Raw genomic sequence first — 19,509 nt, 5'->3', positions numbered from 1 at the left:
ATGGGGCGTGCCAGAACCGCGTCGGAGGCCCGTCGCGCTGGCCGTGGCGGCATGCCGTCCGCGCGCCGGGACGCCGTCGCGGCCGCGGCGGGGCCGCCCGGGCGTGCGCAGGGGCAGGGCACGGAAGCAAAGGAACGGGCGCCTTGCCGACGGGGCGGGAGGCGCCCGGATGTCCCTCCGGCGGAGGGCACCGGCAGGGGACCGGAACGGCCGTCAGCCGCCCAGGCGCAGCATGGTGTTGGCCGAGCGCGCGTTCTCGTCGCCGGTCTTGATGACCTTCACCTGCATCTCGAACTGGCGCTGGATCTGGATCATCTGCACCAGCGCGCCGGCGGCGTCGACGTTGCTTTCCTCGATTACGCCGGTGGTGAGCACGGTGCCGGGTGCCTGCTGCAGCGGCTGCTGCGGGGCGATGTTGCGCATCAGGCCGTCCAGGCCGCGCTGCAGCTGCTCCGGTCGCGCCTCGACCACCTTCAGACGCCCCAGCACCGCCATGGTGTCGGCGCCTTCGCCCAGCGGGATGATGGACACGGTGCCGTCCTGGCCGATCTCCAGCGCCTGGTGCGGGGGCAGGGCGATCGGGTTGCCGTCCTGGTCCAGCACCGGATGGCCGCCGGCGGTCACCAGCTGCCCGTTCGGGGTCAGCGACAGGTTGCCGGCGCGGGTGTAGGCCTCGCCGCCGCCCGGCGCCTGCACCGCCAGCCAGCGGTCGGCGTGCAGCGACACGTCCAGCGGATTGCCGGTGACGCGCTGCGCGCCGACGCTGGAATTGAACCCCTGGTCCACGTGCAGCGCCGCCACCCGCGACGGATACCCGGCACCGCGCACCGGGAAGGCCTCGGTATTGGCCAGCACCGCCTTGAACCCGGCGGTATCGGCATTGGCCAGGTTGTGGCTGACCGTGCCCTGCGCCTGCAGCGAGGCGCGGGCGCCGGTCATCGCGATGTAGAGCGCTTTGTCCATGGGCGGGCCGTGATTCGTGATTCGTGATTGGAAAGAGCCGGCTGACCGGAATAGTGATGGTGGTTGGAGGAGCGCGTTGGCCTCCTCCAACCACCAATCACCAATCACGAATTACCGGATGTTGATGACCGTCTGGGTGGCCTGGTCCTGGGTCGAGATCATCTGCGCGTTGGCCTGGAAGTTGCGCTGCGCGGTGATCATGTTGACCAGCTGCTCGGTCAGGTCCACGGTCGAGGCCTCCAGCGCGCCGGACTGGATGCGGCCGAAGTCCGACGAATCCGGGGTGCCACTGCGTGGCGTGCCCGAGGAGTAGGTCGCCGCCCACATGTTGTTGCCGACCGCCTGCAGGCCCTGCGGGTTGACGAAGTTGGTCAGCACAATCTGGCCCAGCGGCACGTCCTCGCCGTTGGAGTAGCGGGCATAGACCACGCCGTCCTCGGACACGTCGATCTCGGTCAGCTTGCCGGAGGCCACGCCGTCCTGGTTGACGCTGCGCAGGGCGAAGTTGCTGCCGTACTGGGTGCTCCCGCTGATGTCCAGGCTCAGCTCCAGGGTGCCGGCGCCGGTGCCCGGCGCGTAGGGATCCATGGCGACGCGGCCGTCGGCCGGGGACACCAGGGCGCCGTTGGAATCGAACTGCAGCGTGGTCGGCGCGCCGACCGGGTTGCCGTCGATGTAGTTGTAGACCTGCCACTCGTTCGGGTTGGCGGTCTTGACGAAGTACGAGGCCTGCACGTGCGGCACGCCCAGCGAGTCGTACACGGTGACGCCGCCGCTGCCGGCGTTGTAGCTGTTGGCATCGGACGGGTCGAACGGCTGCACGGTCGGCTCGGTGGCCGCGCCGGGCAGGGTGACCATCAGCTCGACCAGGCTGCTCTGGCGCGGCGGGCTGTCGGTGGTGGCCAGCTTCAGGTCGGTGGTGCGGCCGACGTCGAAGCCGCCGCTGGCGTTGGGCGCGTACACCTGCAGTCGCGCGCCGTCCGGGGTGATCACGTAGCCGCTGCTGTCGGGCTGGAAGTTGCCGGCGCGGGTGTAGAGGGTGTCGCCGTTCTTGACCACGGTGAAGAAGCCTTCGCCGTCGATGGCGAAGTCCAGGCTGCGGCCGGTCGGGTCGATGTTGCCCTGCGCGAACTGCTGGGCGATGTTGCTGACCTTCACGCCCGAGCCGATCGCGTTCCGCGCCAGGCCGTAGCTGGTGGTGGAGAACAGGTCGGCGAACTCGGCACGCGAGGTCTTGAAGCCGACGGTGCTGGCGTTGGCGATGTTGTTCGAGGTGACGTTGAGGTCGGCGTTGGCCGCGTTGATGCCGGACAGCGAGGTGGTGAAGCTCATGGCGGACTCCTGCGGAATTCGGGTGGTGCGGCTCAGCTGATGCGGAGCACGTAGTCGAGCGGGACGGTGCCCAGGCCCGGGAGGTCGAGGAACAGGCCATCGCTGCCGGCGGTGACGCTGTCGACCTTGCCGCGGACGTAGGTGTCCAGCGCCTTGGTGCTGCCGTCGTTGGCGGTGTACTTGGCGGTGATCCCGTAGCTGCCGGCGGGCGCGCGCTCGCCGAGGTGGTTGGTGCCGTCCCAGGCGAAGGCAACCTCGCCGGCGCGGTTGGCCGGGACGCTGAACTCCTTGACCGTGCGCCCGGTGGCGTCGGTGACGGTGAACTGCACCGTGCCGGCGTCGGGCGCGGCGACCGCACCGCTGGCGCCGCCGGATTCGCCCAGCGCGACCTTCGCCGACGGCACCAGCACCTCGTGCCCGACCAGGGCGGCGCCGCGCAGCAGCTGGTCGCTGCTCAGCGCCGACGAGAACGCCTTGACCTGGGTATTGAGGGTCTCGATGCCCTGCACGGTGGAGAACTGCGCCAGCTGCCCCAGGAACTGGCTGTTCTCCATCGGGTTCAGCGGGTCCTGGTGCTTGAGCTGCTCGGTCATCAGGCGCAGGAAGTCGGCCTGGCCCAGCGAGTCGCTCTTGGCGCCGTTGCCGGTCGCGGCCGGGGCCAGCCCGAGGCTGGAATAGATGTCGCTGGCGATCGCGCTCATGCGGTATGTCCTCAGCGGCCCATGGTGAGGGTGGCGATGGCCAGCTCCTTGGCCGTGTTGATGACCTCCACGCCGGCCTGGTAGCTGCGCGAGGCGGAGATCAGGTTGACCATCTGCGCCACCGGGTCCACGTCCGGGGCGAACACGTAGCCGTCGGCGTCGGCCAGCGGGTGGCCGGGCTCGTAGCGGCGCACGGGCGGGGCCTCGCTCTGCGCGATCTCGCGCACGCGCACGCCGGTCAGGGCCGGGTCCGAACCGCTGGCCTGCGCCTGGAACACCGGCTCCAGCGGCTTGTAGACCGCCTCCGGCGAGCCGGCCACCGAGTCGGCATTGGCCAGGTTGGAGGCGATGGTGCTCAGCCGCACCGACTGCGCGTGCAGCCCGGAGCCGGCGACGTCGAAGATCGGGAGGTTGCTCATGCTCGGACTCCTGTTACTGGCCGGTGATCGCGGTGAGCAGGGTGCGCACCTTGCCCTCGACGAAGCTCAGCGAGGCGCGGTACTCCAGCGCCGCGCGGCCGTAGGCGGCGCGCTCCATGTCCGGGTCGACGGTGTTGCCGTCGAGGCTGGGCTGGGAGGCCCGGCGGGTGTACTGGAACGGGGCCGCGCCGGTGGCGATGGCGTCCTGGATGTGGCGTTCGTGGGTCGCCGCGGGCACGCCAGGCCCGCCGGCGGCGCGCCCTTCGCGGGCGCGGGTCGCGGCGTCCAGGGCGGCATTGAAGTCCAGGTCCTGGGCCTTGTAGCCGGGGGTGTCGGCATTGGCCAGGTTGCTGGCGATCAGCTTCATCCGCTGCTCGCGCAGGGGCAGGGCGTCGGCGTGGACACCCATATAGGAAGAGATCGGGTTGAACATGGCGACTCCATCGCGGAAGGTCGCCAGTGCTCAGGCAAGGCGCGTGCCAGAACCCGCCGGAAGTCCGTTGCCGGGGCCGCGCGGGCGCCGGCCGGAGGGGCTCAGGCCGTCTCGGCGGCGACCTGGCGCAGGCGCGTCAGCACGTGGTCGGCCAGCTCGTGGGGGCTGTACTTGGCGACGAAGGCATTGGCGCCCACGCGCTCGACCATGGCGTTGTTGAACACGCCCGACAGCGAGGTGTGCAGCAGCACGTACAGCCCCGCCAGGCCCGGGTTGCGCCGGATTTCCGTCGTCAGGGTGTAGCCGTCCATCGCCGGCATCTCGATGTCGGAGATGATCATCGCGTAGCGCTTGCACGGGTCCTCGCCGCTGGAGAGCACCTGCAGGAGGTGTTCCAGCGCCTGGCGGCCGTCGGACAGCAGGGTGACCCCGACCCCCAGCTGGTCCAGCACGCTGCGGATCTGCTGCCGCGCCACGCGCGAGTCGTCCACCACCAGCACCTGCATCGGCGGGGCGTCGGCGGGCAGGGCCATCTCCGGCTCCAGGGTGGCGTCCATCCGCGCCTGGGTGATGTCGGCCAGCACGCTCTCCACGTCCAGCACCTGGATCAGCTCGCCCTGGAAGCGCGTCACCGCGGTCAGGTAGGTGCTGTCGGCGCCCAGGTCCGGCGGCGGATGGATGTCCTCCACCGCGATGTTCACGATCCGCTCCACGTCGCTGACCAGGAAGCCCTGCACCGAGCGGTTGAACTCGGTGACCACCAGGTACTGGGTGCCCTCGTCGCCGGGCGCCAGCCGCTCCGGGTGGCCGATCGCCAGGCCCAGGTCCAGCACCGGCACCGAGCGGCCGCGCACGTCGGCCGCGCCGGCGAACTGCGGCGGCAGGCCCGGGAGCTGGAACAGCGGCGGCCGCCGCAGCACCTCCTGGACCTTGAACACGTTGACGCCAAAAAGCTGGCGCCCGCCCAGGCGGAACAGCAACAGCGCCAGGCGGTTGTGGCCGGCCAGCCGGGTACGCTGGTCGATGCGGTTGAGCAGGTTGTGGGTCATGCCCGCGGTATCGGCCGGGGGCGGCGACGCTTGAGCCGGGCGTCTGGCACGCCGCTTGCAAGAGCCGGGCAGATTCCCCGCGACCGAAGGCCTGCATGCTCCGCCCGCGTCGATTCCTCGCACTCCTGCTCGCCTGGCCGGTGGCCTGGGCGTCGGCCACCGCGTACCAGCCGGTGGACTCGATCCGCGAGGCCGCGCTCGCCGCGGCGGGCGGTGAGGGCGAGGCCAGCCTGGACCCGGCGCTGCGCATGCCCGCCTGCGCGGCGCCGCTACAGGGCCGGCAGTCCACCGCGTCCACCGTGGAGGTGTCCTGCCCGGGCGGCTGGCGGCTTTACGTGCCGGTCCGCCAGCGCCGCAGCCAGCAGGTGGTGGTGCTGGCGCGCGGCGTGTCCGCCGGCGAGACCCTGGCCGCCGACGCCCTGTCCACCGCCCAGCGCGACACCTCGCGCCTGGCCGGCACCCCGCTGTCGGACCCGGCCCAGGCCGTGGGCCAGGTGGCACGCCGCGCCATGGTCGCCGGCACCGTGCTGGGCGCCGGCGACCTGGCCGCGCCGCGGATCGTGCGCCGCGGCGACCGGGTCGCCCTGGTCTCGCGCCGCGGCGGGGTGGAGGTCCGGGTGGCCGGCCGCGCCCTCGGCGACGCCGCGGTGGACGAGCGGGTCAGCGTGGAAAACCTTTCTTCCCGGCGTATCCTGCAGGGGCGCGTGGCCCCCGGCGGGGATGTGCTGGTCACTCCCTGAACGCCGGCACGAAATCCGTGCTCCAGCTCTAAAGTTCCCGCCGACGCATGCCGATACCCAGCGCGTACCCCGCCCAAGGACTCATTCCCATGAGCCAGAAGATCGAAGGCAGCCTCCCGCCGCAGGCCGTGCGCAGCACGGTCCAGGTCGGCCGCACTGCCGCCGCCGGCGCCGACCGGTCGGAGCCGGTGGAAGCCACCCGCGCCGGCGACAGCCTGCGCCTGACCGGCGAAGCCGCCAGCCTGCAGGCCCTGCAGCGCGAGCTGGCCGTCGCCCCCGCGGTCGACGCCGCGCGCGTGGCCGAAGTGCGCCAGGCGCTGGAGTCCGGCAGCTACCGGATCGATCCGGCGAAGATCGCCGATCGCATGCTCGAGATGGACCGCCTGCTCGGCTGATCCCGATGACCGCCCCGGCCGCCACCGACGCCGCCCTCGACCGCCTGGCCGCCGCGCTGGCCGACGAGCGCCGCGCGTTGCTGGACCACGACGTGGAGCTGCTGATGCGCTCCACCGCCGAGAAGCTGGCGGCCCTGCGCGAGCTGGAGGAAGCCTTGCCCCAGGGCCAGGCCGAGCGCCTGGCCGAGCTGGCCGAAGCCAACCGCCGCAACGGTGCGCTGCTGGCGCGCCGCCGGCGCGAGGTGAACTGGGCGCTGCGCCACCTGGGCCGCGCCGAGAGCGCCCCGGCCTACGACGCCCACGGCCAGGCCCAGCAGCTGCGCGCCAGCCGCGACCTCGCGGTCGCCTGACCCGGCGCGCTCCCCGCCGCTAGAATCCGGTGTTTCACCGGAGCCGCGCCGCGCGCCATGCCATATCGAAACCGCGAAGGCCTGATGCCTTCCCCCGCAATCCTCGACCGCCTGGGCGACAGCCTGCAGGAAGGCGTGCTGCTGTTCAGCGGATCCGGGACCCTGGCCTATGCCAATCCCGCCGCCTCGGCCCTGTGCCAGGACTGCCCGCCGGGCGGGACCGACGGCAGCCTGACCCTGGAGGCGCTGCTGCCGCGCGACGCGCTGCCGCAGGCGCGCGCGGAAGGGCGCTGGAGCGGGCACCTGTCCTTCGGCAAGGACTCGATCCTGCTGGTGCACGCGTATTACTGCCCGGACGAGGGCGGCTGGTACCTGGTGCTGCTGACCGACCTGCGCAAGGTGCAGGTGTACGAACAGGACCTGCTGCGCCGCCACGCCGAGTTGAACGTGCGCCTGACCGCGGCCCAGGCCAAGCTGCTGCAGGCCGAGAAGCTGGCCTCGATCGGCCAGCTGGCGGCCGGCGTCGCCCACGAGATCAACAACCCGATCGGCTACGTGCACTCCAACCTGGGCAGCCTGCAGGAATACCTGCACAGCCTGTTCGCGCTGATCGACGCCTACGAGCGCGCCCTGCGCTCGCCAGACCCGCGCGCGATGCTGGCCGAGATCGACCAGACCCGCTCGCGCCTGGACATCGACTTCATCGCCCGCGACCTGCCGCAGCTGATGACCGAGTCGCGCGAGGGGATCGAGCGGGTGACCCGGATCGTCAAGGACCTCAAGGACTTCTCGCGCTCCGAGCGCGACGAGTCGTGGAAGCTGGTGGACCTGCACGCCGGCCTGGAGTCCACCCTCAACATCATCTGGAACGAGCTCAAGTACCACGCCACCCTGGAGAAGGACTACGGCCAGCTGCCCCCGGTGGAGTGCCTGCCCTCGGAGCTCAACCAGGTGTTCATGAACATCCTGATCAACGCCGGCCAGGCCATCGGCGAGCGCGGCACCATCCGCATCTCCACCGGCCACGCCGGCGACGAGGCGTGGGTGGAGATCGCCGACAGCGGCCCGGGCATCCCGCCGGAGGTGATGCAGCGCATCTTCGACCCGTTCTTCACCACCAAGCCGGTGGGCAAGGGGACCGGGCTGGGCCTGTCGATCTCCTACGGCATCGTCGCCAAGCACCACGGCCGCATCGACGTGGACAGCCAGCCCGGGCAGGGTTCGAAGTTCCGGATCGTACTGCCGGTGCGGCAGCCGCGCGCGGCCGCCTGAGGCGGCAGCCGCTCAGGGGCCTTCCGGGCGCAGCGGCTGGCGCTCGGCGTGGGTCCGGAACGCCTGGCGGATGTGCTCGCGCAGCTCGTCGTCGTTCCAGGGCTTGGTCAGGAAGCGGTAGATCGCGCCGCGGTTGATCGCCTCGGTCACCGTGGCCAGGTCGGTGTAGCCGGACAGCACCATGCGCACCGTGTCCGGGTACAGGGTCTTCACCCGGCCCAGGAACTCGGTGCCGCTCATGTCGCTCATGCGCTGGTCCGAGAGGATCACCTGGACCTCGTTGGTGGCCAGCAGGTCGAACGCGTCGCGCACGTTGCCGGCGGCCAGGATGCGGTAGCCGTCGCGGCGGAACAGGCGCACCAGCGAGCGCAGCACGTTCTCCTCGTCGTCCACCAGCAGCAGGGTCTGGTCCTGCTTGGTCGAGGCGAACAGCTCCGGGCGCATGTAGCGCCGCCGCAGGACCATGCCCGCCGACTCGGCCGGCATCGGCTCGCCGAACAGGTAGCCCTGGAACAGGTCGCAGTCGCTGCGCCGCAGGTAGCCCAGCTGGGCCTCGCTCTCCACGCCGTTGGCGATCACCTTCATGTTGAGCTGGTGGCCCATGGCGATGATCGCGCGCACGATCGCCGTCTCGCGCTCGCCGGCCGGCGCGCTGCGGATGAAGCTGCGGTCGATCTTGAGCATGTCCACCGGGTAGCGGACCAGCGCGCTGAGGCTGGAGTCGCCGGTGCCGAAGCTGTCCAGGGCCAGGCGCACGCCCTCGCGGCGCAGCGCCGCCAGCCCGTCGTACACCGGCGCCACGCTGGCGGCCAGGGTGCTCTCGTTGATCTCGACCAGCAGGCTCTCGGCCGGCAGCCCGGCCTGGCGCAGCATCGCCAGTACCTCGTCGACGAAGGCCGGGCGCAGCAGCTGCAGGGTGGAGACGTTGACCGCCACGAACAGGTCGTCGAAGCCGGCGTCGCGCCAGGCGCGGGCCTGGTTGATGGCGTTGCGCAGCGCCCAGTCGCCGATTTGCACGATCACGCCCAGGCGCTCGGCCACCGGCATGAAGCGCTCGGGCACCAGCAGGCCCAGGGTGGGGGACTGCCAGCGCAGCAGCGCCTCCATGCCGACCACGCGGCCGTCGCGGGCGCTGATCTCCGGCTGGAAGCGCAGGCGCAGTTCGCCGTTGGGCACCGCGTCGACGATCTGGCGCGCGATCAGGCTTTCGTTGTGCACCGTCTGCAGGCTGGCGCCGCCGTACATCTGGATGCGCTCGCCGACGTGGCTGGCCTGGCGCGCGGCGATCTCGGCCAGGTGCAGCAGGCCGTCGGCGTCGGTGGCGTGCTGCGGGCAGATCGCGACCCCGGCCTTGGTGCTCAGGAACAGGGTGTAGGGCAGCACGCTCAGCGGCGCCTCGGCCTCGACCAGCAGTTCCTCGGCCAGCTGCTCCGGCGCCGGCATCCCCGGCTGCAGCGGCACCACCGCCACGAACTCGTCGCTGCCGTGGTGCCAGACGTGGCCGCGGCCCTGCAGCAGGGCGTGCAGGCGCCGGCCCAGCTCGGCCAGCGCCTGGTCGCCCACCTCGAAGCTCATGTTCTCGTTGACCGAGGCGAAGTGGTCGATGTCCAGGTGCAGGGCCATCAGCGGCGGGCCGCCGTTGCGCGCCTGCGCGACCAGTTCCTGCAGCACCGGGTGGCCGGCGCCCAGGCGGCCGGGCGCGGGAAGTTCGTGGATGGCGGGAGACGTAGGCAGCACGCGTCCTCAACCCCGCGCGGCGTAGGGCAGCAGCAGCTCGATGCGGGTGCCGGTGCCCGGCGCGCTGTGGATGCTCAGGCGCCCTCCCGCGCTCTGCGCGCGCTCGCGCATGATCACCAGGCCCAGGCCGCCGGCCTGGGCCTGGTCGAAGCCGCGGCCATCGTCGCGGATGTGCAGGCGCAAGGACTCCTCGTCGCCGGACAGGGCCAGGGTGACGTGGCTGGCGCCGGCATGGCGCAGGATGTTGGTCAACCCTTCCTGGGCGATGCGGAAGCACGCCTGCTCGACCTCGCGCTCCGGGCGCCGCGGCAGCGGCGCCACGTCCAGCGCCAGCACCACCGGCTGGTTGCGGAACAGGCTGCCGGCGTGCCAGCGCAGCGCCGCTTCCAGGCCCAGCGCGTCCAGCTGCGGCGGGCGCAGCAGCATGGACAGGTTGCGCAGCTTGTCCAGGGTGGCGTCGGCGGTGGCGACCACCTCCTGCAGGTCCTCGCGCCGCCGCTCCGCGTCCTCCTCGGCCATGGCCGCGTGCACCGACAGCTTGATCGCGGTGATCGCCTGGCCGACGTCGTCGTGCAGCTCGCGCGAGATCGCGCGGCGCTCGTCCTCCTGGGCCGAGAACAGCCGCCCGGCCATCGCCTGCAGCTCGCGGTTGACCCCGGCCAGGGCGTCGCGCATGCGCTCCGGCTCGCTGAGGTCGCGCACCAGCAGCAGCTGGCAGTCCTGGCCGCCGTAACGGGCCGCGGCGCGCGACAGCGCCACCCGGAACGGCTCGCCGCCGTTGCGGCGCATGCGTGGCGAGGCCTCGGCCAGTTCGCCGCGCAGCCAGTCGCGCAGCGCCGGCAGGTCGGCCGGCTCGACCAAGCCCGCCAGCGGTTCGCCGATCAGCGCCTCCGGGGCGCGGCCGAACAGCCCGGCGCAGGCCGGGTTGGCGTAGAACACCCGCTCCTCGCGCAGGATCATCAGCCCGTCGGGCAGGATCCGGACCAGCTCGCGGAACTGCTGCTCGCGCTCGCCGAGCAGGCGCCGGGTCTGCTGCTCCTCGGTCACGTCCTGCACCGTGCCGCGCAGGATCGCGTGGCCCTGTTCCTCCCGGCGGCGGCCGCGCAGGTGCAGCAGGCGCTCCTGGCCGCCGGCACCGAGCACCGGCAGCAGCAGGTCCAGGTGGGGCAGGGCGCCGGAGGCCAGCTCCTCGAGCATGCGCTCCAGGCGCGCGTGGCTGGCCGCGTCGGCGCCGACCAGGACCTCGGTCAGCCGGCGGTCCGGTCCCGGCGGATGCGCGGTGAGCTGGCGCATGACCGGGCAGAAGCGGGTGGCGCCGGTGGCCAGGTCCAGCTCCCAGGAGCCCAGCCGCGCCAGCTGCTGCGCCTCCAGCAGCCGCAGCCGCGCCTGTTCCTCGGCGGTGCGGTCGAGCAGCACGACCAGCCGCCGCGGCGCGCCGCCGGGCGAGGGCGGCAGGTCGGTGCTGCGCAGTTCCACGTGGCGGACGCGGCCGTCGCGCGCGGTGAAGCTGGCCAGCTTCACGTGCGGCTTGCCGGGATTCTGGCGCACCTCGGCCACCGCCGCGGCCAGCTCCTCGCGGTCGCGCCACAACCTGCCGACCGCCATGCCGCGCAGGTGCTCGCGCGGCCAGCCGAGGAAATCGGCGGCCGCCGGGTTGGCATCCACGATCTCCAGCGACTGCATGTCGCAGCTGAACATCGGGTTGGGGTTGGCCTCGAACATCTCGCGGCGGCGGTTTTCCGACGCGCGCGCGCGGTCGGCCGCGCGCAGCAGCCGGTGCAGCAGGCGATAGGTGAGGACGTACAGCAGCGCCGCGCTGATGCCAACGGTGATGGCGCCCTTCCACGACTGCAGCCGGGTGAGGGCCGCCGTGTCGGTGGCCAGCAGGGCGAGCGCGCGGTCGCTGAAGAGGATCCACAGGATCCCGAACAGCAGGTACAGCAACGGGATGCGCATCGCGAGCGCACGTGCGCGGACCTTGGCGTCCGCCACGTCCTCGGCTGGCCCGGGCACCCCGGACCGGTCGTGCTGTGCCATCGGCTTGCCCCGGAACGAGAGGCGCAAGCATACCAGCGCCGGCGCCCGTGCCGGGCTCAACTACGCCGCGCCGATGCCGTTAACGGCATGACCGCCCCGGGAGCCCCCCGGGGGAGTTTGGAGAGAGCAGGGCGTGGATTCCGGCGCAATTGCCAGCCTGTTGCAACACCCGATCGAAAGTGCCCTGCTGGTGCTCGACGCCGAGGGCCGTCCGATCGCCGCCAACCCGGCGGCCCAGGCCATGGCCCTGCCCGATGCCGCGGCCCGCTATGCCCCGCTGCTGCAGGACCTGCGCGCCAGCCTGGCCGCCGGCGAGCGCCAGGCCGTGGCCTGCAGCCTGCCGGGCCCGGACCGGCGCCTGGACGGCTGGCTGCGCGCCGTGCGCGGCCCCGACGGCCAAGCCATCGCCTACACCCTGAGCATCCCCGACCCGGAAGGCGCCAGCCGCTGGCAGGTGGCGCTGGACAGCGCCGGCCACGGGCTGTGGGACTGGGACATCGGCGCCAACCGCATCTTCCGCTCCGAGACCTGGCGGGCCATGCTCGGCTTCACCGCCGAGGACGTGCTCGACAGCAGCCTGGAATCGGCGCTGGCGATGGTCCACCCGGAGGACGTGGAGCGCCTGCGCCAGACCCTGCGCGCGCATCTGGACGGCCGCACCGACGCCTACACCTGCGAACACCGCGTGCGCCACTGCAATGGCAGCTGGCGCTGGGTCCGCGACAGCGGCCGGGTGGTGGCCTGGAGCGCCGACGGCCGCCCGCTGCGGATGATCGGCACGCATACCGCGATCGACGAACAGAAGCAGCTGGAGGAACGGCTGCGCGGGCAGCAGGCGCTGCTGGAGGAAATCCAGCGCCTGGCCGGGATCACCTCCTGGTCGTGGAGCCCGGCCACCGACAGCGGCTGGTGGCCGCGCGAGTTCTACCGCCTGCTGGGCCACCCGCCGCGCGACCGCGACAGCGCCCGCGCCTGGCTGCGGCGGATGCCGCGCGAGGCTTCGGCCGCGCTGCGGCGTGCCTGGCAGCGCATGCGCCGCGACGGCCAGCCGGTGCGCTTCGTGCTGGAGCTCACCGATGCCCAGGGCCAGCCGCTGCACCTGCAGGCCTGGGCGCGCCCGCAACTGGACGCGGCCGGGCACATCGAGCGCGTGCTGGGCCAGTTCCAGGACGTGACCGCGCAGCGCCACGCCGATGCGCTGCTGCGCTGGCGCACCGAGCTGCTGGACCGGGTTTCCGCGCTCGGCCGCATCGGCGGCTGCGAGATCGAGTGCGCCACCCGCCGGGTGCAGTGGACCGACGAGTGCTACCGCATCCACGGCCTGCCACCGGGCCCGATCACCCTGGACGACGCCCTGGCCCTGTACACCCGCGACTCGCGCGACGCCTTCGAGGCGGCGCTGGCGCGGCTGGCCGGCGGCGGCCCGGCCGAACGCCTGGAACTGTGCTTCTACCGCCCCGGCGGCCAGCGCGTCTGGGTCGAGGTGACCCTGGAGCTGGACCGCCGCGAAGGCCTGTCGGAGCGCTTCGTCGCCCTGTTCCGCGACATCAGCCGCGAGCGCGAGACCAGCGAGCGGATCGAGCTGCTCTCGCACTACGACCTGCTTACCGGCCTGCCCAACCGTTTCCTGCTGCGGGTCCAGGCCGAGGAGGCGATCGAGGACGCGCTGGCCACCGGCGCGACCCCGCTGGCCCTGCTGCTGCTGGACCTGGACGGTTTCAAGAACATCAACGACACCTTCGGCTACGCCGCCGGCGACGCCATGCTCAAGGCGGTGGCCGGGCGCCTGCACGCGACGCTGTCGCAGCACGACCTGTTCGGCCGCCTCGGCGGCGACGAGTTCATGGTCATGCTGCGCGCCGATGCCGCCCGCGCCGAGGCCGTCGGCATGAAGCTGATCGCGGCGCTGTCCGAGCCGCTGCCGTTCGCCGGCGAACTGCTCAAGGCCGGCGCCAGCGTGGGCGTGGCGGTGCTCGGCGGGGACGGCAACGCCTTCGACGAGCTGCTGCGCGCCGCGCACGCGGCCCTGCGCGTGGCCCGCGAGCGCGGCCGCAACTCGCTGCAGATGCACGATGCCGAGATCCAGCGCCAGACCCGGCGCCGGCTGGAGATCGAGCACACCCTGCGCGGCGCGCTGGAGCGCGAGGAATTCTCGCTGGTCTACCAGCCGCAGATCAGCATCAACGACCGCCACGCGCCGGGCATCGAGGCGCTGGTGCGCTGGCACCGGCCGGGCGGCACCTGCCACCCGGGCGAGTTCATCCCGATCGCCGAGCAGTGCGGCGAGATCGTGCGCCTGGGCGAGTGGGTCATCGCCGAGGCCTGCCGCCAGGCCGTGGCCTGGCACGCGGCCGGCCTGGACTTCGGCCGCATCGCGGTCAACGTCTCCGGCCTGCAGCTGCGCGACCGCGGCTTCGCCGAACGCGTGGTGGCGCTGTGCCAGCGCGCCGGCTGGCCCCCGGCGCGGCTGGAGCTGGAGCTGACCGAGTCCGCCCTGATCCTGGACAGCGAGAGCCTGCGCCATTGCTTCAAGGTGTTCGAACGCCACGGCATCCAGCTGGCGGTGGACGACTTTGGCACCGGTTTCTCCAACCTGCACTACCTCAACCGCTTCCCCGTGCAGCGGCTGAAGATCGACCGCAGCTTCGTCAGCGGCATGCTGCACGACGCCAATGCCGGCGGCGTCACCCAGGCCATCATCCACCTCGGCCACGCGCTGGGCATGCGGGTGGTGGCCGAGGGCGTGGAATCCATGCAGGAGCAGGATCAGCTGCGGCAATGGGGTTGCGACGAGGTCCAGGGATACGTGCACACCCGGCCGCTGCCGCCGCGTGAACTGGCGCAGTGGCTGCGCCAGGCCAGCGAGGCCGGCGTGATCGAGTGGTCGCGGCCGGTGGCGCTCAAGTAGGGGCGCCGATCCGGATCCCGGCACCACGGACGCCGGCGCTTGCCGGCGTCGTGCTTTCCGCCGCCGCCAGCCCCGTGCCTTCGTTGTCCCGGCACGGCTCCGCCATCGTGTGGTCCGGGCAAGGCCGCACCCGGGAACCCCGCAATGCGAAGTGGGCCCCAAGGCAGCCCGGCGGTGAGCCTGCAGCGCGTGGCGACGCGCCACCCCCACCAGTGCGCGGGCACCGCAGCAGCGCGGCACCTGCTGGAGCGCGGCGACGCCTGGGCTGCCACGGCCCCGCGCCATTATTGAAGTACGACGCACCGGTCCGCGACGCGTAGCGCGGACAAGGCCGCATCAGGGAATCGGGGCCAGTCGCGCGTGGCGGGTCGTCGATCCGGGAGCGCCAGGCATGTCCGGGCGCAGGCTGCGATCGTTCCGGGGCGTCGCGGCCGGTCGAGAACACGAGCCTTGGGGAACCTGGCCGTGCGGGCGGGAAGGGAAGCCGGTCGCGCGCCGCGACCGGGAACACGGGCCGGGATCAGGCCGCCGGGGAGGGTAGCCCGGGCACGCCCAGGTCCCAGTCCACGCAGGCCAGCAGCGGGTCGGTGGCCGCGGCAGGCGAACCGATCGCAGCGGCGAGGGCCAGTTCCTGCAGGGCCATGGCCTCCAGCCGGGCCATCAGCGCCGTGCTGCGTGCGGCCGCGTTTTCCGGGGCCTGCACGGCAGCAGGCCCCGGTGCGGAGCCGGGGCCTGCCGGGTTGGTGCGGGTGCCGGAGGGGCTCAGAACAGCTCCACCGTGCCGGCGCCCATGCTCTGCTGGGTAACCGGCTTGTGCGGCGGCTGCTCCCACTCGCCGCGCAGTTCGCGCAGGCGCTGGCCCAGCTTCTGCAGGGCGCGGATCAGCTCGACGTCGTCGCTGCCGTTGTTGCGCTGGAGCAGCTCCTGCAGGGCCATGGCCTCGCGGTTGATCGTGTCCAGGCGGTCCAGGTGGAGGTGCGCGCCGCCCAGGGCCTGGGTCGCGATGTCCTCGAACTGCAGGGCGCGCACCGCCTCGGCCACCGAGCCGTCGATGGCGCGGCCGCAGTCGGAGATCTCGCGCATGCCCTCGCTCAGCGAGGCATTGATCGCGGCCACGTTCTGCAGCATCTGCGCGGCTTCGGCGCGGGCCTCGCGGGAGCGGTCCAGGTCGCGCGAGGCCATCTGGGTCACGGTCTCGCGCACCTTGGCGATGGCGTCCTTGGAACTGTGCGCCAGCTTGCGGATCTGCTCGTTGAAGGTGGTCGAGCGCTCGGACAGGTTGCGCACCTCGTCGGCGACCACCGCGAAGCCGCGGCCGGCCTCGCCGGCGCGGGCCGCCTCGATCGCCGCGTTCAGCGCCAGCAGGTTGGTCTGGTCGGCGATCGACTTGACGTCCTCCAGCAGGGCGAAGATGCCGTCCAGGTGCTGGGCCATCTGGTCGATGTGCTGCACCGTGGTCGTGCTCTGGCCGGCGACCTGCTCCAGCGCCTCCACCAGCTGCTCCATGCGCGAGCTGGCGTGCTGGGCGAAGCGGGCCACGTCGACCCCGCCGTTGCCGTCCTGGTCGGCGATCAGCCGGGCCATGGCCTGGCTCTGCTGGCGCGACTTGCGGTTCATCGCGTCGAAGCTGCCGCCGAGGCCGGCGACCGCCTGGCGGATCAGCTCGCGGGCGCGGTCGATCTCGCTGCGCGAGCCTTCGATCTCCTTGCCGACGAAGTTGCGCAGCTCACCCAGCAGCTGCTCCTGCTCGCGGATCACGCGCGCATGTTCCCGCGACGGTCCGGAAGAGGCGGAGCCACGCAGCAGCAGCCAGGCGGCGAAGCCGAACCAGGCGAGCGTCTGGGTGGTCAGGATCGCCCAGCGCACCGGAGCCGGCCAGTCGAAACCGATCGCGATGGGAGCCAGGAGGGTCAGCACCAGCGGTGCGGCCATGCGGAAGAGCAAACGGGAATCCATGGGTGATCTCTGCGGAACCTCGTTCGCAGTATCGGCCGTAGACCCCTTGCCTTTAGCCGCTGCGCCCCCTGCCAGTGCGAACTGGTGCTCAGTTGCGATGCATGCGCACCGCTTCGGCCATGGCCTTGCGCGCGAACAGGAAGTGCCACTGGCTGCCGCCGAGCTGGCGCCACAGCCGCGCCGAGCGCACCGCCGCCAGCAGCAGGGCGCGGATCTCCGAGACCACGCCGGGCTGGCCGAGGTAGTGCGGGTTGCCCTGGACCATGATCCGCGGCCGCAGGTGGCTGATGGTGTCCGCGTACAGGGCGCCAAGCGCGGACAGGACCTCCGGGTGGGTGCTGCCCAGTTCCTCGGCGCGCGCGGCCAGGCCGGCGATGCCGTTGCCCACCGCCTGCATGGTCGCCGGCTCGCCGGAGAAGCGGCGCTCCAGCTGGACCGTGGCCAGGGCCAGGCGCGGCAGCAGCGGGTCGTCGGCGCGGTTGGCCAGGTAGGCGTCGAGCAGGCGCAGGCCCGGGGCCAGCGCCGGCACGCCGCCGTAGACGTCGGCGGCGGAAGGGGCGTCGATCCGGAACACGCTGTCCAGGACGGGCTGGGCGGCGCCGGTGTCGCTGTGGCCGGTCTCGGCGATGCGCCGCACCTGCTGCAGGGACTGGGCCAGGCCGGCCAGCGCCAGCACGCGATCGCTATGGGGATTTTCCATGGCCGGTATTCTAGCTGGCGACCACAGCCGCCCGCCCGGCATCGCCCGGCACCGGGGCATCGGTGGAAGCGATCACCGCGCCCCCCAGGCAGGCCGGGCCGTCGTACAGCACCAGCGACTGCCCCGGGGTCGCCGCCCGCTGCGGGCGGAGGAAACGCACCGACAGGCTGCCGTCGTCCAGCACCCGCACCCGGCACGGCTCTTCCTGCTGGCGGTAGCGGACCTGGGCGCTGCACTCGAACTCCGACGCCGGCGCCGCGCCCTCGATCCAGTGCATGGCCTCGGTGCGGATGGTGCTGGACATCAGCCAGGGGCTGTCGCGGTCCTGGTCCACGTACAGGATGTTGGCGGCCACGTCCTTGCCGACCACGTACCAAGGCGCGGCCGGGCGGCCGCGCACGCCACCGATGGCCAGGCCCTCGCGCTGGCCCAGGGTGAAGTAGAACACCCCCGGGTGGGTGCCGATCCGCACCCCCTGCGGGTCGCGGATCTCGCCCGGCTGCGCCGGCAGGTAGCGGCCGAGGAACTGGCGGAAGTCGCGCTCGCCGATGAAGCAGATGCCGGTGGAATCCTTCTTGGCGTGGGTCGGCAGCCCGGCCTCGCGTGCGATCGCGCGCACCTGCGCCTTGGGCAGGTGGCCGATCGGGAACAGGGTGGCCGCCAGCTGTTCCTGCCCCAGCTGGTGCAGGAAGTAGCTCTGGTCCTTGTCGCGGTCGGCGCCGCGCAGCAGCCGCCAGCGTCCGCCCTCGTGCACGACCTGGGCGTAGTGGCCGGTGGCGATGCGCTCGGCCCCCAGGTCGCGCGCCGCGTCGAGGAAGTGCTTGAACTTGACCTCGCGGTTGCACAGCACGTCCGGGTTGGGCGTGCGCCCGGCGGCGTACTCGGCCAGGAAGTGCTCGAACACCCCGGCCCAGTACTCCTTCGAGAAGTCGCGGAAATGGAACGGGATGCCGAGGCGGCCGCACACCGCCACCGCATCGCGGCGGTCCTCCTCGGCGCGGCACTCGCCGCTGCCGTCGTCGTCCCAGTTCTGCATGAACAGCCCGGCCAACGGCTCGCCGGCGCGGGCCAGCAGCAGCGCGGCCACCGAGGAATCGACGCCGCCGGACACGCCGACGACAGTGCGCGGCGGCGTGCTCACAGCTGCCGCACCAGGTCCAGTGGCTGGCGCCGCCCGGCCAGCCAGTCGGCGGCCACCTGCCAGACCAGCGGGCTGCGGTGGCGGGCGGATTCGGCCAGCAGTTCGTCCGGCGCCAGCCACACGGCGCGCTCGATGCCTTCATCGAGAGTCCGCTCCGGGTGGTGGAGCAGGGCGGTGCCGGCGAAGGCGAAGCGCAGGTAGTCGCTGCCGTCCGGGGCCTTCCACTGGTAGCAGCCGATGAAGGCGTCCAGGCGGATGTCCCAACCGGTTTCCTCCAGGGCCTCGCGCACGGCGGCCTCGGCCAGGCTCTCGCCCGGCTCCAGGTGCCCGGCCGGCTGGTTCAGCACCAGGCGGCCGTCGATCCGCTCCTCGACCAGCAGCAGCCGCCCTTCGCGGGCGACCACGCTGGCCACGGTGACGTGGGGATGCCAGGCCATCAGTAGTCGTCGCTCCCGTCGCCCAGTTCCAGCTCCATCAGGTCGGCGGCGGCCGCGGCGTAGGCGATGACGTCGTCCAGGGCCTGCGCGCCGGCGTCGGCCGGCAGCTGGATCACCAGTACCGCGTAGTCGCCCTGGCGCACCCAGCCACCGAGCTTCTGCCCGGCCGAGGCCTCCAGCAGGCGGTTGGCCACCGCCACCGGGAACGCGCCCGCGGCCGACCAGGCCGGCGACCACACCTCACGCACGCGGAGGCTGCCGAAGGTCTCCACCGGCGAACGCACGATGACCACCTGGGAGCGTTCGTCCTCCAGCCCGAGGACCAGGCGGAAGTCGCCGTCCTCGTCCACCTCGTAGGCGTGGCCGAGCTGGTCGAGCATGCGCGCGACCGCGCGGTCGGGGCCCGCGGCCGCGGCGGACAGGGGCAGGGCCAGCGCCAGCAGCGCGGCGGCTAGGCGGGGAAGGGCGCTCATGCGGGCATCCGGGGGGAAGGATCGGGGAATTGTCCGGCAGCCGCGGCGGCCGCGTCCATCCGCCGCGCCTTTGGGGTCGCGTGGCGCGCCGGAACGTATAATCCCGTACATGTCGAGCAACCCCCGCCACGATCACGAACACGGCACCCTGGTCGATACCGGCCGGCCTGAAGTCGCGCCGCCACCGATGTACCAGGTGATCCTGCTGAACGACGACTACACCCCCATGGACTTCGTCGTGGCCGTGCTGCAGCAGTTCTTCGGCATGGACCTGGAGCGCGCCACCCAGGTGATGCTCCACGTCCACACCCGGGGACGTGGCGTCTGCGGTGTCTTCACGCGCGAAGTGGCCGAATCCAAGGTAGCCCAGGTCAACGAGTTCTCCCGCATGAACCAGCACCCGCTGTTGTGCACGATGGAGAAGGCCTGACCCGCGGGATGCCCCGCCCGGGCGCCGGCCTGCCGC

General features: G+C 72.4%; 20 protein-coding genes. 6 read left to right on the top strand and 14 right to left on the bottom strand.

The genetic code is table 11. The annotated features are described in order from the left end of the window. Positions 1-213: 213 nt before the first annotated feature. From EIM47_RS12775 to EIM47_RS12750, 6 genes are all read right to left on the bottom strand, one after another. Positions 214-963, bottom strand: a complete 750-nt coding sequence (locus tag EIM47_RS12775; protein WP_019398906.1) for a flagellar basal body rod protein FlgF — start codon at positions 961-963, stop codon at positions 214-216. A 111-nt stretch (positions 964-1,074) separates the two neighbouring features. Then, a complete protein-coding gene (flgE, locus tag EIM47_RS12770) occupies positions 1,075-2,295 on the bottom strand; it encodes a flagellar hook protein FlgE (protein WP_028915037.1) in 1,221 nt (406 codons plus the stop codon). 32 nt (positions 2,296-2,327) lie between these two features. Beyond that, a complete protein-coding gene (locus EIM47_RS12765; protein WP_028915036.1) occupies positions 2,328-2,996 on the bottom strand; it encodes a flagellar hook capping FlgD N-terminal domain-containing protein in 669 nt (222 codons plus the stop codon). A gap of 11 nt (positions 2,997-3,007) precedes the next feature. Further along, a complete protein-coding gene (gene flgC / locus EIM47_RS12760) occupies positions 3,008-3,415 on the bottom strand; it encodes a flagellar basal body rod protein FlgC (RefSeq protein ID WP_019398909.1) in 408 nt (135 codons plus the stop codon). 13 nt (positions 3,416-3,428) lie between these two features. After that, complete coding sequence (gene flgB / locus EIM47_RS12755) at positions 3,429-3,848, bottom strand: flagellar basal body rod protein FlgB (protein ID WP_019398910.1); 420 nt, start codon at positions 3,846-3,848, stop codon at positions 3,429-3,431. Between the two features lie 101 nt (positions 3,849-3,949). Continuing rightward, the gene (locus tag EIM47_RS12750; protein ID WP_019398911.1) at positions 3,950-4,897 is read right to left on the bottom strand and encodes a chemotaxis protein CheV; all 948 of its coding nucleotides are present in this window, start codon (positions 4,895-4,897) and stop codon (positions 3,950-3,952) included. 95 nt (positions 4,898-4,992) lie between these two features. On the opposite strand from EIM47_RS12750, the gene flgA reads away from it, so the two are divergent. The 4 genes from flgA (at position 4,993) to EIM47_RS12730 (ending at position 7,654) form a co-directional block, all read left to right on the top strand. Beyond that, a complete protein-coding gene (gene flgA, locus EIM47_RS12745; protein ID WP_125077117.1) occupies positions 4,993-5,637 on the top strand; it encodes a flagellar basal body P-ring formation chaperone FlgA in 645 nt (214 codons plus the stop codon). 89 nt (positions 5,638-5,726) lie between these two features. After that, the gene (gene flgM, locus EIM47_RS12740) at positions 5,727-6,032 is read left to right on the top strand and encodes a flagellar biosynthesis anti-sigma factor FlgM (protein WP_019398913.1); all 306 of its coding nucleotides are present in this window, start codon (positions 5,727-5,729) and stop codon (positions 6,030-6,032) included. Between the two features lie 5 nt (positions 6,033-6,037). Beyond that, positions 6,038-6,382, top strand: coding sequence for a flagella protein (locus tag EIM47_RS12735; protein ID WP_019398914.1), 345 nt, complete (start codon positions 6,038-6,040; stop codon positions 6,380-6,382). Between the two features lie 84 nt (positions 6,383-6,466). Then, positions 6,467-7,654, top strand: coding sequence for an ATP-binding protein (locus EIM47_RS12730; protein ID WP_019398915.1), 1,188 nt, complete (start codon positions 6,467-6,469; stop codon positions 7,652-7,654). Positions 7,655-7,666: 12 nt separating this feature from the next. On the opposite strand, the gene EIM47_RS12725 is transcribed toward EIM47_RS12730, so the two are convergent. Both EIM47_RS12725 and EIM47_RS12720 read right to left on the bottom strand, forming a co-directional pair. Then, on the bottom strand, positions 7,667-9,391 hold the full coding sequence (locus EIM47_RS12725; RefSeq protein ID WP_125077116.1) for an EAL domain-containing protein: 1,725 nt from the start codon (positions 9,389-9,391) through the stop codon (positions 7,667-7,669). Positions 9,392-9,397: 6 nt separating this feature from the next. Next, positions 9,398-11,428 carry a PAS domain S-box protein gene (locus tag EIM47_RS12720; protein WP_125077115.1) on the bottom strand — a complete coding sequence of 677 codons (2,031 nt, stop codon included), beginning with the start codon at positions 11,426-11,428 and terminating at the stop codon, positions 9,398-9,400. A 133-nt stretch (positions 11,429-11,561) separates the two neighbouring features. Here EIM47_RS12720 and EIM47_RS12715 point away from each other — a divergent pair, with 133 nt between their 5' ends. Then, a complete protein-coding gene (locus tag EIM47_RS12715) occupies positions 11,562-14,336 on the top strand; it encodes a bifunctional diguanylate cyclase/phosphodiesterase (RefSeq protein ID WP_125077114.1) in 2,775 nt (924 codons plus the stop codon). A gap of 520 nt (positions 14,337-14,856) precedes the next feature. On the opposite strand, the gene EIM47_RS15700 is transcribed toward EIM47_RS12715, so the two are convergent. From EIM47_RS15700 to EIM47_RS12690, 6 genes are all read right to left on the bottom strand, one after another. Further along, entirely contained in the window at positions 14,857-15,039 is a 183-nt protein-coding gene (locus EIM47_RS15700; protein ID WP_028915029.1) for a hypothetical protein, read from the bottom strand. Positions 15,040-15,098: 59 nt separating this feature from the next. Then, positions 15,099-16,292, bottom strand: a complete 1,194-nt coding sequence (locus tag EIM47_RS12710; RefSeq protein ID WP_125077113.1) for a methyl-accepting chemotaxis protein — start codon at positions 16,290-16,292, stop codon at positions 15,099-15,101. 88 nt (positions 16,293-16,380) lie between these two features. Next, on the bottom strand, positions 16,381-16,992 hold the full coding sequence (gene hflD, locus EIM47_RS12705; protein ID WP_026010585.1) for a high frequency lysogenization protein HflD: 612 nt from the start codon (positions 16,990-16,992) through the stop codon (positions 16,381-16,383). A 10-nt stretch (positions 16,993-17,002) separates the two neighbouring features. After that, positions 17,003-18,133, bottom strand: coding sequence for a tRNA 2-thiouridine(34) synthase MnmA (mnmA, locus tag EIM47_RS12700; protein WP_125077112.1), 1,131 nt, complete (start codon positions 18,131-18,133; stop codon positions 17,003-17,005). Then, entirely contained in the window at positions 18,130-18,570 is a 441-nt protein-coding gene (locus tag EIM47_RS12695; protein WP_019398923.1) for an NUDIX hydrolase, read from the bottom strand. The genes mnmA and EIM47_RS12695 overlap by 4 nt, the downstream gene beginning before the upstream one ends. Next, positions 18,570-19,043 carry a hypothetical protein gene (locus EIM47_RS12690; protein WP_019398924.1) on the bottom strand — a complete coding sequence of 158 codons (474 nt, stop codon included), beginning with the start codon at positions 19,041-19,043 and terminating at the stop codon, positions 18,570-18,572. Before EIM47_RS12690 ends, EIM47_RS12695 begins: the two co-directional genes overlap by 1 nt. 109 nt (positions 19,044-19,152) lie before the next feature. Here EIM47_RS12690 and clpS point away from each other — a divergent pair, with 109 nt between their 5' ends. Beyond that, positions 19,153-19,473: an ATP-dependent Clp protease adapter ClpS gene (gene clpS, locus EIM47_RS12685; protein ID WP_019398925.1), complete on the top strand. Its 321-nt coding sequence runs from the start codon at positions 19,153-19,155 to the stop codon at positions 19,471-19,473. Positions 19,474-19,509 lie beyond the last annotated feature (36 nt).

Source organism: Pseudoxanthomonas sp. SGT-18 (genome assembly GCF_003931645.1).
Taxonomy (GTDB): Bacteria; Pseudomonadota; Gammaproteobacteria; order Xanthomonadales; family Xanthomonadaceae; genus Pseudoxanthomonas.
The sequence above is the reverse complement of the archived record's forward strand: the minus strand, read 5'-3'. Positions and strand labels throughout refer to the sequence as shown.

Coding starts and splice junctions, on each gene's coding strand:
- EIM47_RS12775 (WP_019398906.1), bottom strand. CDS start 963: ATGGACAAAGCGCTCTACATCGCGATGACCGGCGCCCGCGCCTCGCTG.
- flgE (WP_028915037.1), bottom strand. CDS start 2,295: ATGAGCTTCACCACCTCGCTGTCCGGCATCAACGCGGCCAACGCCGAC.
- EIM47_RS12765 (WP_028915036.1), bottom strand. CDS start 2,996: ATGAGCGCGATCGCCAGCGACATCTATTCCAGCCTCGGGCTGGCCCCG.
- flgC (WP_019398909.1), bottom strand. CDS start 3,415: ATGAGCAACCTCCCGATCTTCGACGTCGCCGGCTCCGGGCTGCACGCG.
- flgB (WP_019398910.1), bottom strand. CDS start 3,848: ATGTTCAACCCGATCTCTTCCTATATGGGTGTCCACGCCGACGCCCTG.
- EIM47_RS12750 (WP_019398911.1), bottom strand. CDS start 4,897: ATGACCCACAACCTGCTCAACCGCATCGACCAGCGTACCCGGCTGGCC.
- flgA (WP_125077117.1), top strand. CDS start 4,993: ATGCTCCGCCCGCGTCGATTCCTCGCACTCCTGCTCGCCTGGCCGGTG.
- flgM (WP_019398913.1), top strand. CDS start 5,727: ATGAGCCAGAAGATCGAAGGCAGCCTCCCGCCGCAGGCCGTGCGCAGC.
- EIM47_RS12735 (WP_019398914.1), top strand. CDS start 6,038: ATGACCGCCCCGGCCGCCACCGACGCCGCCCTCGACCGCCTGGCCGCC.
- EIM47_RS12730 (WP_019398915.1), top strand. CDS start 6,467: ATGCCTTCCCCCGCAATCCTCGACCGCCTGGGCGACAGCCTGCAGGAA.
- EIM47_RS12720 (WP_125077115.1), bottom strand. CDS start 11,428: ATGGCACAGCACGACCGGTCCGGGGTGCCCGGGCCAGCCGAGGACGTG.
- EIM47_RS12710 (WP_125077113.1), bottom strand. CDS start 16,292: ATGGATTCCCGTTTGCTCTTCCGCATGGCCGCACCGCTGGTGCTGACC.
- hflD (WP_026010585.1), bottom strand. CDS start 16,992: ATGGAAAATCCCCATAGCGATCGCGTGCTGGCGCTGGCCGGCCTGGCC.
- EIM47_RS12695 (WP_019398923.1), bottom strand. CDS start 18,570: ATGGCCTGGCATCCCCACGTCACCGTGGCCAGCGTGGTCGCCCGCGAA.
- EIM47_RS12690 (WP_019398924.1), bottom strand. CDS start 19,043: ATGAGCGCCCTTCCCCGCCTAGCCGCCGCGCTGCTGGCGCTGGCCCTG.
- clpS (WP_019398925.1), top strand. CDS start 19,153: ATGTCGAGCAACCCCCGCCACGATCACGAACACGGCACCCTGGTCGAT.